The sequence below is a fragment of the Blastococcus sp. SYSU D00813 genome (assembly GCF_054050735.1).
In genome coordinates, this window is the sequence record NZ_JBJGZX010000014.1 from 24,602 (window position 1) to 39,646 (window position 15,045).

Genomic DNA, 15,045 nt, shown 5'->3' on the forward strand with positions numbered 1-15,045 from the left:
GTGGATCAGCTGAGGAGCCAGGCGCGGGTGGCGCCGTCGGCGAGGCAGACACCGGTGACCACGAGGGTGTCGCCGTCGGGGGAGAGGGCGGTGGCGCCCAGGCTGCCGAAGCCGTCGCACAGCACCGTCTCGCCCACCTGCTCGCCGCTGTCCAGGTCGAAGGTGGCGACGCGGGCCTCCTCCTGCAGCGCGGCCAGCGGCACGGTGGCGGAGCGCCCGTCGGGGCTGACGACCAGGTCGAGGCCGGAGTCCGCACTGCGCCCGAGGTCGACGGTGAGGCCGACCTCCTCGTCCGTGACGGTGAGCAGCCGGCCGGAGTCGGCGGTGGCGAGCGTGACCACGACGGTGTCGTCGTCGGTCACCTGCAGGTCGGCCGGGCGGGTGGCCTCCTTCGGCGCGAGCTCCACCGGGTCGCCCTCCGGCCGCAGCTCGGCGTCGAAGCGGAGCAGCGCGGTGCCCTGGCCGCCGTCGGTCGCGACGAGGGCGGCGACCCCGCCGTCGGGCCGGGACGCCAGCCGGGTGACGGTGCCGTCGGCCACCTCGGCGGTGGCGGTGACCTCCCCGGTGGCCGGGTCGACGGCGAGCAGCTGCCGGCCGGCCGCGGCCACGACGAGGCTCGTGCCGTCGGGGGAGAGGGCGGCGGCGACCACCTCCGGCGCCGCGCCCAGCGAGGTGGTGGCCGGGCCGTCGACCAGCTCGAGCGTGTCGCCCGCGGCGCCGGTGCCCACGACGAGCGGGACGTCACCCGGGGTCACGAGCAGCTCGCCGCCGGAGGCCACGGGCGTGACGTCGCCGGCTCGCGGCTCGCCGTCCCGGACCAGCAGGTCGACGAGCACGCCTCCGTCGCCCGTGTCGAGCAGCGCGACGGCCCCGGCGGTCGGGCGGGCGGCGAGGGACGACATGCGCGCGTCCGTTCCCGCGGCCTCGTCGAGGTCGACCGTGCCGAGCACCTCGCCGAAGGCGACGTCCGGCGCGGGTTCCCCGTCCCCGCTCGTGCACCCGGCCGCGCAGACAACCCCTGCGAGCAGGACGGCCGTCCTCCGCATGGCGCCTCCGCTCGTCCGCCGGCGACTGCGATGGTGCCTCCGATCCGCAGGACGGGCCCGTCGACGTCAGCGCCGGTGGCAGCTCAGGTGTTCGTGTCCGCGACGGCGAGGCCGTCCGCTCGCCATGCCGCGAGGAGCTCGCGATCGCCGCCGGCTGCCACGAGATCATCACCGGCGACCGCCAGAGCAGCCGCGCAGTGGACGGCGTCGTACCCCCGCAGGCCGTGACGATGTGCTGCGGCTGACGCGGCGGCGAGGCGTGCCCGGTCGGCGGGGATGACGGCGACGTCGTCCCACATGGCATCCAGCAGCGCCGAAGCTCGGGTGACCGCGGTGGCGGACAGATGCCCGCCGCGACCTGCACGGGCGAGAGCAGCGGAGGCCTCGACGTGTCCGATGGCGGAGCACAGCACCAGGTCAGCCGCATCCCAGAGCTGCCGGCAGCGGGCCGACGACGCCTCGGTCACCAGCAGCGGTACCAGAGCCGAGGTGTCGAGGTAGAGGTTCACCGGCGATCGGCGAGCACGGTCTCCGAGAGCGCGACGTCGGCGACGACCGGTTCCGGCGCGGGCCGTTTCGAACGGGACGGAAGGGTGACCACACCCTCCGCGACCAGGCGTTCGAGGTGCGACGGGGCGTCGACGGGCGTGATACGGGCGACCGGCCGGCCGTGGTCGGTAACCGTGATCGTGGCGCCGTGAGCGACCGCAGCCAGGTGCTTGCTGAGGCCGTCCCGGAGCTCGCGGATGCCGATGGTCGTCACCATGCCCCCATTGTGGCCACAAATCGCCGGTCGCTTGTGGCCACTATACCGATCGCGGTGTTGCGCCGGCCGCGCGAAGAGGCTCCTGAGGACGGACGCGCCTGGTGTCGCCGGACCGACCTAGCCTCGATCCGTGCCCGAGGAGCTCGACGCCCTGCTGGCCGAGCCGGTGATCCGCCGGTCGGTCGGCGAGGACGCGTTCCGCCGCGGCGCTGTGTACGCGCACGACGGCCGGGTGCTCGACCTCGAGGTCCGGCCCAACGGCCTGGAGATCGGCGCCGACGTCGCCGGCAGCGGCGGGCTGCTCTACCACGCGTTCGCCCGCTACGACCGGGCCGCCGACCGGTGGCGGGGCGCGTGCAGCTGCCCGGTCGCCGTCGACTGCAAGCACGTCGCCGCGACGCTGGTCGCCGCCCGGGACAGCGGCACGCCCGCCCACGACCCGTACGGGACCCCGGTTCCCGTCCCCGCACCGCAGCCGACCTGGGAGCGGGTGCTCGCCGACCTGGTGCAGGACCCGGGCCGGCCGGGTGCGCGGCCCTTCGTGCCCATGGGCGTGCAGTTCCAGGTCGAGGAGCGGCCGGGCCGGGCGGCGTCGGTCCGCCTGCAGCCGGTGGTCCCCGGAGCCCGGGCGAAGTGGGTGCGGACCGGGGTCTCGTGGCGGAACCTGCCGCACGAGCGGCACACCAACCGCGACCCGGCGCACGTGGCCGCGCTGCTCGGGCTGTACGAGGCCTCGCGCGTGCGCGGGCAGAACCACTGGTACGGCAACACCGCGGAGCCACCGGTCCTGCTCGAGGAGTTCGGGCCCGGGCTGTGGCCGGCGCTGCGGCGGGCGGTCGACGACGGCATCACCCTGCTCACCAAGCGCGGCGAGCCGGTGCGGCTCATGCCGGAGCCGGGCGAGCTCGTGGTCGACGTGCACGACGACGGCATGGGCGGCCTCCGCTTGGAGCCGGTGGTGCGCATGGCCGACGACGTCCGCGTGCCCGCCGGTGACCTGGCGCTGATCGGCGATCCGGCGCACGGGGCGGCGCTGGTCCCCGGCGGCGGCGGGCTCGTGCTCACCGCGCTGGAGCAGGTGCCGCGCGGGGTGCAGAAGCTGCTGTCGGCGCGGGTCGTGCGGGTGCCCGAGGCCGACCGCGAGCGGTTCCTCGCCGGCTTCTACCCGGCGCTGCGCCGCGCGCTGCCGGTGCGCTCGACGTCGGTGGAGCTGCCCGAGGTGCGGCCGCCGGAGCTGTGCCTGCGGGTCGAGCACGAGCCCGGCCACCGGGCCACGCTCGCCTGGTCGGTGCTCTACCGCACGGGGGACGACCTGCGGCGGCTGCCGCTGGCCCGCGGCACGGGCGTCGTCCCCGACACCGGGCGGGACGCCGCCGCGGAGGACCGGCTGATCCGCGCCCTGCCGCTCCCGCCCGAGCGGCTGACCCGGCTGTGGCGCGGGCACCCGCACCGGCCGGCGCCGTCGGCGGAGCTGCAGGGCATCGACGCCGCCGTCCTCACCGCCGAGTGGCTGCCCCGGCTGGCGCAGGCCGGCGTGCACGTCGAGCAGGTCGGCGAGCCGCCCGACTACCGCCGGTCGGAGTCCGCGCCCGTGATCACGGTGTCGGCCACCGACACCCCCGACGGCGACTGGTTCGACCTCGGCGTCACCGTGCGCGTCGACGGGGAGGAGATCCCGTTCGTCCAGGTGTTCGCGGCGCTGGCGCTCGGGGAGGAGTTCCTGCTGCTGCCCAGCGGCATGTGGTTCGACGTCTGCCGGCCGGAGTTCGACCGGCTGCGCCGGCTGCTCGACGAGGCGCGGGCGCTGCAGGAGACCGACGCGACCGACGAGCGCGACCTGCGGATCAGCCGGTACCAGGCGGGGCTGTGGGAGGAGCTCGTCGAGGTCGGCGTGGTCGACGAGCAGAGCGAGCGGTGGGAGCGCGACGTCGCACGATTGCTGGAGACCGAGGTGGCGCCGGCACCGCCACCTGCGTCGCTGGCCGCGCGGCTGCGGCCGTACCAGCTCGAGGGCTACCAGTGGCTGGCGGTGCTGTGGGACCTCGGCCTGGGCGGCGTGCTCGCCGACGACATGGGGCTGGGCAAGACCCTGCAGACGCTGGCGCTGTTCTGCCGGGCGGCCGACGCCGGGGAGCTGACCGCGCCGGTGCTGGTCGTGGCGCCGACGAGCGTGGTGTCGAACTGGGTGCGGGAGGCGGCGCGGTTCGCGCCCGGGCTGCGGGTGGTCCCGGTGACCGGCCGCAAGCGGGGGACGTCGCTGGCGGAGGTCGTGGCGGGCGCGGACGTCGTCGTCACCTCGTACGCGCTGCTGCGGCTGGGGGAGGCCGACTACCGGGAGCTGCCGTGGAGCGGGCTGGTGCTCGACGAGGCGCAGTTCGTGAAGAACCACCGGGCGAAGACGTACGCGGCGGCGCGGCGGGTACCGGCCCGGTTCAAGCTGGCGATCACCGGCACGCCGGTGGAGAACGACCTGATGGACCTGTGGGCGATGCTGTCGATCGTCGCGCCGGGGCTGTTCCCGAACCCGAAGCGGTTCTCCGAGCACTACCGGGTGCCGATCGAGCGCAACCGCGACGCCGAGGTGCTGGCCGCGCTGCGCCGGCGGATCCGGCCGGTGATGCGCCGGCGCACCAAGGAGCAGGTGGCCGCCGAGCTGCCGCCCAAGCAGGAGCAGGTGCTCGAGGTGGTGCTCGCACCCAAGCACCGCCGGGTCTACGACACCCACCTGCAGGCCGAGCGGCGCAAGGTGCTCGGCCTGGTCGACGACCTGCAGCGCAACCGGTTCACGATCTTCCGGTCGCTGACGCTGCTGCGGCAGCTGGCGCTGGACCCGGCGCTGGTGGACGACGGGTACGCCGGGATCGGGTCGAGCAAGGCCGACGCCTTCCTGGAGCACCTGCGCGAGGTGGTCGCCGAGGGGCACCGGGCGCTGGTGTTCAGCTCGTTCACCGGCTTCCTGCACACGGTGCGCGAGCGGCTGGACGTTCTCGGCCTGCCGTACGCGTACCTGGCCGGGTCGACCCGCGACCGCGACGCCGTCGTCTCCTCGTTCCGCGACGGCGAGGTGCCGGTGTTCCTGATCAGCCTCAAGGCCGGCGGGTCGGGGCTGAACCTGACCGAGGCCGACTACGTGTTCGTGCTCGACCCGTGGTGGAACCCGGCGGCCGAGGCGCAGGCCGTCGACCGCGCGCACCGGATCGGCCAGGACAAGACGGTGATGGTCTACCGGCTGGTCGCCGCCGACACGATCGAGGAGAAGGTGCTGGCGCTCCAGGAGCGCAAGCGCGACCTGTTCGCCCGCGTGATGGAGGACGACGACGGCGCGCTGACCGGCCCGTTGACCGCCGAGGACATCCGCGGCCTGTTCCGCTGAGCGTCCCGCCCGGCGCCACATGGCGTCCGGCCGCTCGCATCCGGTCGCGCCGCGCAGGAGACCCGGCGATCGGTCAGACGCGGATCACCGGGGGGCCGCCGAGGTCGACGAGGGCGTCGAAGTCGGCGTCCTGGCTCACGACCGGCACGCCGTGCGCCAGTGCCGTGGCGGCGATCCAGGTGTCGTTGACGTTCAGCCGCCTGCCCGATCCGGCGATCCGCAGCCGGAGCTCCGCCCAGGAATCGGCGACCGCCGCGTCGATCGGCAGGGGATTCAGGTCGGCCACCGCCTGCAGGGTGGTGAGCCGTCGAGACCGCACCGCCAGGTCGGCGGCGGCGAGCACGCCGGCCCGGAGCTCGCCGTAGGTGATCACCGAGACGGCGAGCTCGTCGGGCAGGCGCGCGAGATCGAGGGCCCGCCCCTCGTGGGCGATGAAGACGCTGGTGTCGAGCAGGCCGCGGGTCACCCGACCGGCCCGAGCTCGTCCGTCCCGCCGGCGAGAGCCCGCAGCTCGTCGGCCAGGGCCGGGTCGGCCTGCACCCGGCCGAGCCGCTCCGCCAGGACCGAGGCGCCCGTCCAGTGCGAACGGCGCGTGCGCAGGGGCCCCAGCTCGGCGACCGGCTGACCGTTGACCGTGATCTCGACCGATTCACCGGCGGCGACGCGACGGAGGACGCCCGCGGTGTCGTTGCGCAGCTCCCGGGAGGCCACCCTCATGGCTACGAACGTAGCACTGCTGTAGGCCATTGCGGAGTCGCTCATCCTCGGGGCCACTGCTCGCGGGGGAGGACGGCGACGGCGGCGCGCCCGTTGCCCACGTGCAGGCTGCAGTCCAGGCCGGCCCGGTCGCGTAGGACCGCCTCGATCGCCGAGGACCAGGCGTGGTCGTCGGGGGAGAGGCCGGCCGGGCCGCGGCGCTCGAGCAGCATGGCCAGGTGCAGCTCGCTCGGCTCGACGTCCTCGGACTCGGCCACGGTGTCGTGCAGGTGCGTCAGGTTCCCGAGCACCTCGCGATCGGGCTCCAGCGGGACGTCGTCGATCGGCATCAGCAGCGGGACCATCGTGCCGTCGCGGCGCAGCCACGTCAGCCACAGCGAGCGGCGGGCGGGCGGTCCGTCGAGCTGCAGCAGAGCGGCCCATCGCTCGGTCAGCTCGGCGTCGCTGGTGGTGCGGACATCGGGACTCGGTCGGGTCGACATGGGGAGGCACTCTGGCCGATCCGGCCGACCCGCCTGGGCGTTGTCCACAGGCACGATCAGATGGCCGCGGCGTCGTTCGAAGCTCGAACGGCGCGCTAGTACGCATCGGCGTACCGGTCTGTCGCTGCCACGGGGTGAGTCGACGGCACGACTCTTGCCATCTCTAAAACAGAGAGTAGTATCCGTTTATGTGAGAACTGCCCCGCCGCTCGTCGCGCCGCTGTTCCGGTCAGACGGCCAGGCCCGTCTGCTCGCGGAGATCTTCCTGTCGGGCGCGGACGAGCTCAACCTCAACGAGCTGTCCGAGCGCGTCGGGCTGGCGTACGGCACGGTGCACCGGGAGGTGGGCCGCCTGCTGGAGGCGGGGTTGCTCACCGAGCGGCGGGTGGGCCAGGCCCGGTACGTCCGGCCCGACCCCGCGTCGCCGCTGACTCGGCCGGTCCGCGACCTGCTGCTGGTCTCCGCCGGCCCGGTCCCGCTGCTCGCCCGGGCGCTGCGCGACATCCCCGGGGTGCGGAGCGCCTTCCTGTACGGGTCCTTCGCCGCCCGGCTGCGGGGCGAGCCCGGCGAGGCGCCCCGCGACATCGACGTCATGGTCGTGGGGGAGCCCGACCCGCTCGCGGTCTACGCGGTCTGCCAGGAGGTCGGTGACCAGGTCGGGCGGGAGGTCAACCCGACGATCATGACCTCAGCCGAGCTCCAGGAGCACTCCGGCTTCCTGACCCAGGTCCGGCAGCGCCCGACCGTCGCGGTGCTCGGGGACCTCCCGTGGCAGTGACGCCGCTGACGGCCGCCCAGCAGGCTGCGGTCGACGCGCTCGTCTCGGGACGCCGCCTGGAGCAGGTCCCGGTCGACGAGCAGCGGTGCACGGCCTTCCTGCGCCAGGCCGAGACGGCGCTGAGCGACCTGCCGAACGTCACCCACGCGCAGAACCGGTACAACCTCGCCTACGACGCGGCGCACGACGTCGGCGAGGCCCTGCTGGCCGCGTACCCGCACCCGCAACGGGCCCGGCCAGCACGACGCCCTCGGGCGCTTCCTGGCCGCTGTCCTCGACACCCCGCCGGAGAACGCGGCGGCGCAGCACTACGACCGGATGCGCCGCGAGCGCAATCGGCAGCGCTTCGACGCCCGTCCGATCGCCACGGCAGCCGCCACCGCCGCGGCGCAGGCGGCCACGACCCTGCTGCAGGCCGGCCGAGCTCGGGCCGGCGGCTGACTCAGCCGACGACGAACACCGTCGTCGCCGGGCCACCGGTGCGGGCGCAGGCGCCGATCGCCGCCGCGGCCTCACCTGTCGCGTCCAGGGCGAGCGCCCCGACGTCGCCCGCGCCGACGCAGAGCACCACGCTGCTGATCTCCTCGCCCGTCGCGAGGTCGATGGTGAGCAGTTCGGGGTCGACGCCGTAGGCGGCTTGCGCGAGGAGGGCCCGCCGGCCGTCGGGGGTCAGGGCGACGTCGGCGCCGGAGTCCTCGGTGTCGGCGACCTCGATCGGCGTCCCGGCCCGGCCGCCGCGCACGGCCACCAGGCGGACCAGCGACGCGGCCGGGTCGGCCAGGGTGACGACTGCGGTGCCGTCGTCGGCGAGCGCGAGCCCGGCCGGCGTCCCCTCCGCGTTCAGCTCGACCGGCGGGCCGACCGGGGCGAGCGCGTCGTCGTACGTCTGGAGTCCGGCGTCGGTGAGCAGCGTGACGCCGTCCGGGCCGGCGGCGAGGTCCGCGACCGGTCCCGGAACGTCCCGCGTGGCGGTCACGGTGCCGGCGGCCGCGTCGACGGCCAGCAGGAGCTCGCGGTCGGGCAGCGAGGCGGCGGCGTAGACGGTGCGGGCGTCGGGGGAGAGGACGGCGGAGACGTCGTCGGCGGCTGGGCCGATCGGCGTCAGCCTGTCGCCGGCGACCAGCTGGAGTGCGTTCCCGGAGACGCCGACGACGAGGACCGTGCCGTCGGGCGCCACGAGGACCTCGGCCCCGGACCCGACGGCCGGCATGGCGGTGACGGTGCCGGCGGCCGGGCCGTCGTCCCCGAGACCCACCTCGACCAGCGCGCTCCCGCCGTCTGCCGTCCCGACCAGGACGACCCAACCGCCGCCGGGCAGCGCGGCGAGGTCGAGAGGCCGGACGTCGGCGCCGGCGGCGGCGTCCAGGTCGACGGCGCCGAGCAGCTCCGGGCCGGCCGGCGGGTCCGGGGCCGAGGAGGTGCAGGCCGCCAGGGAGAGGAGCAGAGCGGCGGCGAGCTTCCTCAGACCGTCTCCGGGACGCGCAGGTGGGCGAGCGCGAGGTCCATCTCGTGCACCTCCAGGATCCGGGCGCCCATGGCCCGGGCGAACTGCTCGCGCAGGAACCACGCCTGCCGGCGCACCAGGGCGATCGCCTCGCGGCTGTCGAAGCTGGTCACGCTGACGGTGCGGCCGGCCCGCCGGTCGAGCATCAGGCTCACGCTGCAGAAGCCGGGCAGCTCCTGCAGCCGCGGCAGCAGGTTCAGCCGGTAGGCGTCGAGCAGCCCGTCGACGTGGTCGGGCGGGATGCGCGCCCAGGTGACCTGGGCGCCGGCGCCGTCCCCGGCCATCCGGTCGCGGTGCAGGACGGCGATCTCCCACTCCTGGACGTCGGAGTGCTGGCTGCCGACCATGTGCTCGAGCCGGTGGCGGGTCGGCCGGACCTCCTCGGCGGTGGCGCGCATGGCCTCCTTGTCGGCCCACGCGGTGGCGACGATGACGCGGCCGGTCGCCCGGTCGGTGAGCGCCGAGAGCCCGTAGCAGCCCTCCGCGGAGGCGAGGTCGGGCAGCACCTGCTCGCGCAGGTACCTGACGCCGTCGTCGATCCGGGCGGGATCGGCGTGGATGTTGGTGGACCGTGCGTACATGCCGCTCCCGTCGGTGGGGCGGCGCCCGGGCGGCATCGCCTCGTGCCGGTCACTGTGTCCCCGGTCACTCCGGGGGGCAAGGTGCGCGCCGCCGGACTACCAGGCGGTGGTCGGCTGGAGGACGGCCTCGGTCAGCGCCTCGGTGCGGAAGTGGGTGAACTGCTGGTACTCGGGGTCGGCGACCATCCGGCTGAACGCCTCGCGGCTCGGGTAGCGGACGAGGAGGACGGCGTCCCAGGCCTGGCCCTCCTCGGCGACCAGCGGGGTGGAGCCGTCGCCGGCGTAGACGACCTCGCCGCCGTACCGCGGCAGGTAGGTCTCCTTCAGCGCCGCGGAGTACTGGGCGTAGGACTCGCGGCCGCCCTCGGCGAAGCGCAGCAGGTTGAGCATGACGACGGGACCGCCTGGGTCCTCGGCGAGGAAGCGCTTGAGGTCGGCGCCGCGTGGGTCGATGGCCATGTCCTCGGAAGCTAGCGGCCCGGTCCCGGCCCCGCGTCCCGGCCTGCGGCGACCTCGCGGGCCAGTTCCTCGATCGGCGCGGACCAGGCGCCGGGCGAGGTCCAGACGAAGCTGTGCGCGCCGGGGAGGGTGCGGAAGCGGCCGTCGGGTGCTCGGTCGCTGAGCTCGCGGGCCCACGGCTCGGTGCAGAGCCGGTCGGTGTCGCCGTAGAGGACGAGCACCGGCTGGGCGACCCGCGCGATGGTCTCCTCGAGGCGGTCGGCGAGGTGGACGCCCAGCGCGTGCCGGACCCGGCGCAGGCTGGCCCGCTTGCGCTCGGGGGCGTGCTGCGCGTCCAGGTCGGGCGGCTCGAGCGCGTGGTTGCGCCGCCAGGCGAGGAGCACCTTGCGGAGGCTGCGGAAGGCCGGGTCGATCGTCGGACTCGCCAGTACAAGCGCTTTGACGTCGTCGGGCTTCCGGGCGGCGACGTGGGCGGCGACCTGGGTGCCGCTGGAGTGCCCGACGAGGACGACGCGCTGCAGGCCGGCCGCGGTCAGCCACTGGACGACGGCGTCGGCGAACTGGGCGACGTCCATCGGGTGCGGCGGCTCGCCGCTGCCGGAGAAGCCGGGCAGCTCGACCAGGTGCGCGCGGGTCCAGCTGCCGAGCGCCTCCACGGCCGGCTGCAGGTAGTCGGAGACGGCGAGGCCGGGGACGACGACGACCTCGGGGACGCCGGGCCGCGGCATGCCGGCCGTGCGGCTGCGCATGACGCCCCAGCCGGTGGAGCGGTGCTGCAGCTCGACCGCCACGCCGGCCGACGCTAGTGCGGCGGGGGACCGGTCGCCCTGCGGGACGGCGGAGCCGCTGGTTGGGTGGGGGTGGGCGGTGAGCCAGCGCCGTCCCGGCCCGGTGCAGGGGAGTGTCGGCCATGGCGAAGAGCGCCACAGGGACGTCGAAGCAGTCGATGGCGAAGGCGCTGGGCGCCGCGGGCGCGGCCTTCGGGCTGGTGAGCGTGGTCGCGCCGCGGGCGGTGGCGAACGGGTACGGCGTGCCGGTGACGCCGGCCGGGCTGCAGCTGCAGCGGCTGTTCGGCAGCCGGGCGCTGGCCCTCTCCGCGCTGGCGCTGACCGCGAAGACCGACGAGGAGGTCGACCGCGGGCTGGCCGCGGTCGCGGCGGTCAACGTCCTCGACACGCTGACCGCGCTGGCGGCCAAGGGCCAGGCCGGCAGCCGGACCACCACGCGGGCGGTCGTGAGCTCCCTGGCCTACGGCGCGGCGGCGCTGTGGGTGCGCTCGATGAAGCGCTGAGCCGGCGCGCTCGCTCAGCACGACGACGCCCTGACCGCGGAGGACCTCGGCTACCTGTTCGCGTGAGCTGAGCGACTGGTTCGCGCCCGGTGCGGCGCGGACCGATCGGGCGGCGGGCGTCCTAGCGTGCGTCCGACGGGGTTGTCCGTCGTCCCGTCCGTCGAGCAGGAGCGTGCCGGTGCCGTCCCGTCCTCCCGCGCGCCCTGCTCCCCGCGGCGGGGGAGTGCGGTGGCTCGCCTCGGCCGTGGCCACCGGCTTCCTGCTGAGCGTGGGCGTGGCGTGCGTGTCGGAGGGCGGCTCGGACGCGGCTCCGGCATCGGCGACGCCGCCCGGGGTGTGGCCGCTGACCTGGGCGGACAGCGCCGGGGTGGACACGGCTCGGCCGGCGCTGGCGGTGAAGGTGGAGAACTCCGCGGCCGCCCGCCCACAGACCGGGCTCAACGCCGCGGACGTGGTGTGGGAGCAGGTCGTGGAGGGCGGCATCAGCCGCTACGTCGCCGTCTACCACTCCACGCTGCCGCCGGCGGTCGGGCCGGTGCGCTCGGTGCGGCCGATGGACGCGCCGATCGCCGCGCCGCTGCGGGGCCTGTTCGCGTACACGGGTGGTCAGGCGCCGTTCGTGGAGGCGGTACGCGCGGCGGGGCTGCAGGACGTCAGCTCGGACGCCGGTGCTGCCGGCTACTCCCGCGCTCCCGAGCGCACGGCGCCGCACAACACGTACGTCGACCCCGCGGCGCTGCTGGCCCAGGCCGACGAGGGGCACCGGTCCGCGCCGCCCTCGCAGTTCGTGTTCTCCGCGGATCCGACCGCGTCGGGGGAGGGGACGCGGGCGACTCAGCTGGACCTGACGCTGTCGCCGGTCGCCGAGCCGCAGTGGACGTGGAGCGCCGGCGACGGGGCGTGGCTGCGGTCGGAGGGCGCGACGCCGGCGGTGGACAGCGACGGCGTGCGGCTGCGGGCCACCAACGTCGTGGTGCTGCGGGTGGACGTGGCCGACACCCAGTTCACCGACAGCATCGGCAACCCGGTGCCCGAGACGGTGATGGTCGGCGGCGGGGAAGCGCTGATCGCCACCGGCGGGCACACGGTCGAGGCGTCCTGGTCGAAGGCGTCGGTGGGGGAGCCCGTCGTCCTCACGTTCGACGGGTCGCATGTGGAGCTGGCGCCCGGGAGCACGTGGGTCGAGCTGGTCCCGAACGGGACCGGCTCGGTCGCCGTCGGCTGACCCCGCGTCAGGCCGGCGCATGTGCCGCCGCGCCGTCCGCGGCCGCCGCTGAGGCCGGTACGCCGTCCGGCCGGCGGACAATCTCGGTGACCCAGGATCGCGCGAAGGGCGAGGTGCAATTCGGCGCGGTCTGATCCGATCGGGGGCGCCGGCGGCTACTCGTTGACGTCGGCGACGCCGTTGCCGTCCAGGTCCGAGCCCGGGCCGAAGCACTCCTCGACGGTCGCGGTGCCGTCGGAGCAGCGGACCTCGAGGTCGGAGGAGTCGTAGTAGGGGTCGTCTGGATAGGCGTCCTCGCGGACGCAGCCGTAGTCCTCCTCGAAGTACCAGCCGCCCGGACAGCCGCCCTCGGCGTCGATGACTGCCTGCGCCGCGGCCGCCTCGCGCGCGGCCTGCTCGGCCGCGGCCTCCGCCGCGGCCCGGGCGGCCTCCTCGGCGGCGAGCCGGGCGGCGGTCTCCTGCTCGGCGGCCTGCTGCGCGGCGGCTGCGGCCTGGGCCTGGGATGCGGCGCTCGCGTGGGCGGCCGCGGACGAGGCCAGCGACTCCAGCTCGGCCTGGACGCCGTCCTGCGCGGCGCGGGCCGCGTCGGTGAAGACGGCGTCGAGCGCGGGCGGGGCGGCGGGCGAGGACTCCGAGCCGCAACCGGCGAGCAGGCCGGCGGCGAGCACGGCGAGGACGGGCAGACGCGAGCGCATCAAGAAGGACCCCCGAATCGGCGCCGTTCCCCCGTGGCCGGCGCGGCGGGGAGCGTCGCACGCCGGGGCGACGAAACGGAGACGCCACGGTCCGCAGTCGCCGACTTGGGTGACGGGTCACGCTTCGCCGACGACGAAGACGGTGGTCGCGGGGCCGTTCCGCCGCGCGCAGGCGTCGATGGCGGCGAGGGCGCCGGTGGTGGGGTCGAGGGCGAACGCGCTGACGTCGCCCGCGCCGACGCACAGCACCACGCTGCCGACCTCCTCGCCGGTCGCGAGGTCGACGGTGAGCAGTTCGGGATCGACGCCGTACGCGGCCTGGGCGACGAACGCGCGGCGGCCGTCGGGGGTCACGGCGACGTCGGCGCTGGAGTCCTCGGTGTCGGGGACCTCCGCCGGTTCACCGGCCCGGCCGTCGCGGACGGTGAGGAGGCGGAGCAGGGAGGCCGCGGGGTCGTGCAGCGTGGCGACGGCGGTGCTGTCGTCGGCTCGGGCCAGGCCGGCCGGGTCGCCGTCCGGGCCGAGGTCCACCGGCTCTGCTGCCGGGACGAGGGTGGTGTCGTAGGTCTGCAGGGCGGCGCCGGCGTCGGTGTCGAGGAGGACGACGACGCCGTCCGGGCCGGCGGCGAGGTCGGCGACCCGGCCCGCCGGCTCCGCGGTGGCTATGCCGGCGCTGGTGGCCGGGTCGACGGCGAGCAGCTGCTCACCGTGTTGTGTTGAGGTGGCGAGGTAGGCGGTGCGGCCGTTCGGGGAGAGGACGGCGGTGACGTCGCCAGCGGCCGGGCCGAGCGGGGTGCGGCGGTCGCCGGTGAGCAGCTGGAGCTGGTCCTCGGCGACGCCGACGACGTGGAGGGCGCCGTCGGGGGCGGCGAGCACCTCGGCGCCGGAGCGGACGGCGGGCACCGGCGTGACCGCGCCGGCGTCGTCCGTATCGACCTCGACCAGCCAGGTGGCGTCGTCCTTGCCGGCCAGGACGACCCAGCCGCCGTCCAGCAGGCGAGTGAGGCCGTAGGGGCGGACGTCGGTGCCGACGGCAGCGTCCAGGTAGATCGCGGCGAGCAGCTCCGGGCCGCCGGCCGGGGCCTCGGGGGAGGAGGTGCAGCTGGCGAGGGCGAGGGCGAGGAGCAGGGCGGCGAGCTTCCTCAGACGGTCTCCGGGACGCGCAGGTGGGCGAGCGCGAGGTCCATCTCGTGCAGGTCGACGATCTTGGTGCCCGTGGCCTGCGCGAACTGCTCGCGCAGCGAGCGGGCTTGCCGGCGCACCAGGGCGAGGGCGTCGCGGGTCTCGAAGCTGGTGACGCTGACGGTGCGCCCGGCGCGCCGGTCGACCAGCAGGCTGACGCTGCAGAAGCCGGGCAGCTCCCGTAGCCGCGGCAGGAGGTTCATCCGGTAGGCGTCGAGCAGTTCGTCGACGTGGTCGGGGGTGATCCGGGCCCAGGTGACCTGCGCGCGGGCGCCGTCGCCGGCCGGGCGGTCCCGGTGCATGACGGCGATCTCCCACTCCTGGACGTCGGAGTGCTGGCTGCCGAGGATGTGCTCGACGCTGTGCCGCCACGGGCGGACGCCCTCGGCCGTGGCGCGCATGGCCTCCTTGTCGGCCCAGGCGGTGGCGATGATGCAGCGGCCGGTCTCCCGGTCGGTCAGCACTGACATGCCGATGGAGCCGTCCATCTGGACGAGGTCCGGCAGCACCTCGTCGCGCAGGTAGGCGACGCCCTCGTCGAGGCGGGCCGGGTTGCCGTGGATGTTCGTGGACCGTGCGTGCATGCCGCCGCTCCCCTCGGACGGGCGGCGCCCGGGCGGCATCGCCTCGCGTAGGTCACTTTGTCGCCCTCTACTTCTAGGGGCAACACTCCGCGCGCCTCCGCCTTGAGCCACCAGCCGGGGAACACGGCGGCAGTGCGGGTGGTCGCACACGAGGGCAAGAGGGGGTGGTCGCTCACTTGGCCTGAGGGCTGAGCACCGGCCCCCGCCGCCCGACGAGGGCGCGTATTCCGGTCGCAGGCACCCCTCCAGCCGCTGTCGCGATGCACTTGAAGGGGCAAGAAGAGGAGGTAGATCTGGCCCGAGGTGGTTCCGCCAGAACAACTGGGCTCCGGACCTCTCGACACCGTTGCGGTACGCCTAGC

General features: G+C 75.3%; 17 protein-coding genes. 4 read left to right on the forward strand and 13 right to left on the reverse strand.

All coding sequences use genetic code 11. From position 1 onward, the window contains the following. Positions 1-5 precede the first annotated feature (5 nt). From ACI8AX_RS11945 to ACI8AX_RS11955, 3 genes are all read right to left on the reverse strand, one after another. Positions 6-1,046, reverse strand: a complete 1,041-nt coding sequence (locus tag ACI8AX_RS11945) for a hypothetical protein (RefSeq protein ID WP_456550032.1) — start codon at positions 1,044-1,046, stop codon at positions 6-8. Positions 1,047-1,129: 83 nt separating this feature from the next. After that, positions 1,130-1,555, reverse strand: a complete 426-nt coding sequence (locus ACI8AX_RS11950) for a type II toxin-antitoxin system VapC family toxin (RefSeq protein ID WP_456550033.1) — start codon at positions 1,553-1,555, stop codon at positions 1,130-1,132. Beyond that, positions 1,552-1,812 (reverse strand): type II toxin-antitoxin system Phd/YefM family antitoxin, encoded by a 261-nt coding sequence (locus ACI8AX_RS11955; RefSeq protein WP_456550034.1) that lies wholly within the window; start codon positions 1,810-1,812, stop codon positions 1,552-1,554. The genes ACI8AX_RS11950 and ACI8AX_RS11955 overlap by 4 nt, the downstream gene beginning before the upstream one ends. Before the next feature lie 130 nt (positions 1,813-1,942). Here ACI8AX_RS11955 and ACI8AX_RS11960 point away from each other — a divergent pair, with 130 nt between their 5' ends. Then, positions 1,943-5,185, forward strand: coding sequence for a DEAD/DEAH box helicase (locus ACI8AX_RS11960; RefSeq protein ID WP_456550035.1), 3,243 nt, complete (start codon positions 1,943-1,945; stop codon positions 5,183-5,185). A 73-nt stretch (positions 5,186-5,258) separates the two neighbouring features. Here the strand turns inward: ACI8AX_RS11960 and ACI8AX_RS11965 are convergent, their stop codons facing one another. The 3 genes from ACI8AX_RS11965 to ACI8AX_RS11975 are packed head-to-tail and all read right to left on the reverse strand — an operon-like array spanning position 5,259 to position 6,384. Next, positions 5,259-5,651, reverse strand: coding sequence for a PIN domain-containing protein (locus ACI8AX_RS11965; protein ID WP_456550036.1), 393 nt, complete (start codon positions 5,649-5,651; stop codon positions 5,259-5,261). Continuing rightward, positions 5,648-5,902, reverse strand: a complete 255-nt coding sequence (locus ACI8AX_RS11970; RefSeq protein WP_456550037.1) for a type II toxin-antitoxin system Phd/YefM family antitoxin — start codon at positions 5,900-5,902, stop codon at positions 5,648-5,650. Before ACI8AX_RS11970 ends, ACI8AX_RS11965 begins: the two co-directional genes overlap by 4 nt. Positions 5,903-5,943: 41 nt before the next feature. Beyond that, positions 5,944-6,384: a hypothetical protein gene (locus tag ACI8AX_RS11975; protein ID WP_456550038.1), complete on the reverse strand. Its 441-nt coding sequence runs from the start codon at positions 6,382-6,384 to the stop codon at positions 5,944-5,946. Positions 6,385-6,574: 190 nt separating this feature from the next. Between ACI8AX_RS11975 and ACI8AX_RS11980 the strand changes: the two genes are divergently transcribed. Next, a complete protein-coding gene (locus ACI8AX_RS11980) occupies positions 6,575-7,162 on the forward strand; it encodes a winged helix-turn-helix transcriptional regulator (RefSeq protein WP_456550039.1) in 588 nt (195 codons plus the stop codon). Positions 7,163-7,604: 442 nt separating this feature from the next. Here the strand turns inward: ACI8AX_RS11980 and ACI8AX_RS11985 are convergent, their stop codons facing one another. The 4 genes from ACI8AX_RS11985 to ACI8AX_RS12000 form a co-directional block, all read right to left on the reverse strand. Beyond that, positions 7,605-8,372 (reverse strand): hypothetical protein, encoded by a 768-nt coding sequence (locus tag ACI8AX_RS11985; RefSeq protein ID WP_456550040.1) that lies wholly within the window; start codon positions 8,370-8,372, stop codon positions 7,605-7,607. Positions 8,373-8,623: 251 nt separating this feature from the next. Beyond that, positions 8,624-9,247, reverse strand: coding sequence for a hypothetical protein (locus ACI8AX_RS11990; protein WP_456550041.1), 624 nt, complete (start codon positions 9,245-9,247; stop codon positions 8,624-8,626). A gap of 96 nt (positions 9,248-9,343) precedes the next feature. Next, complete coding sequence (locus ACI8AX_RS11995; protein WP_456550042.1) at positions 9,344-9,706, reverse strand: DUF1330 domain-containing protein; 363 nt, start codon at positions 9,704-9,706, stop codon at positions 9,344-9,346. Between the two features lie 11 nt (positions 9,707-9,717). Beyond that, positions 9,718-10,497: an alpha/beta fold hydrolase gene (locus tag ACI8AX_RS12000; RefSeq protein WP_456550043.1), complete on the reverse strand. Its 780-nt coding sequence runs from the start codon at positions 10,495-10,497 to the stop codon at positions 9,718-9,720. Between the two features lie 119 nt (positions 10,498-10,616). Here ACI8AX_RS12000 and ACI8AX_RS12005 point away from each other — a divergent pair, with 119 nt between their 5' ends. Further along, on the forward strand, positions 10,617-10,997 hold the full coding sequence (locus ACI8AX_RS12005) for a DUF4267 domain-containing protein (protein WP_456550044.1): 381 nt from the start codon (positions 10,617-10,619) through the stop codon (positions 10,995-10,997). Positions 10,998-11,241: 244 nt separating this feature from the next. Continuing rightward, on the forward strand, positions 11,242-12,222 hold the full coding sequence (locus ACI8AX_RS12010) for a DUF3048 domain-containing protein (RefSeq protein ID WP_456550045.1): 981 nt from the start codon (positions 11,242-11,244) through the stop codon (positions 12,220-12,222). Positions 12,223-12,377: 155 nt separating this feature from the next. On the opposite strand, the gene ACI8AX_RS12015 is transcribed toward ACI8AX_RS12010, so the two are convergent. From ACI8AX_RS12015 to ACI8AX_RS12025, 3 genes are all read right to left on the reverse strand, one after another. Further along, entirely contained in the window at positions 12,378-12,917 is a 540-nt protein-coding gene (locus ACI8AX_RS12015; protein ID WP_456550046.1) for a hypothetical protein, read from the reverse strand. A gap of 117 nt (positions 12,918-13,034) precedes the next feature. Beyond that, a complete protein-coding gene (locus ACI8AX_RS12020) occupies positions 13,035-13,820 on the reverse strand; it encodes a hypothetical protein (RefSeq protein ID WP_456550047.1) in 786 nt (261 codons plus the stop codon). Between the two features lie 239 nt (positions 13,821-14,059). Next, complete coding sequence (locus tag ACI8AX_RS12025) at positions 14,060-14,683, reverse strand: hypothetical protein (RefSeq protein WP_456550048.1); 624 nt, start codon at positions 14,681-14,683, stop codon at positions 14,060-14,062. Positions 14,684-15,045 lie beyond the last annotated feature (362 nt).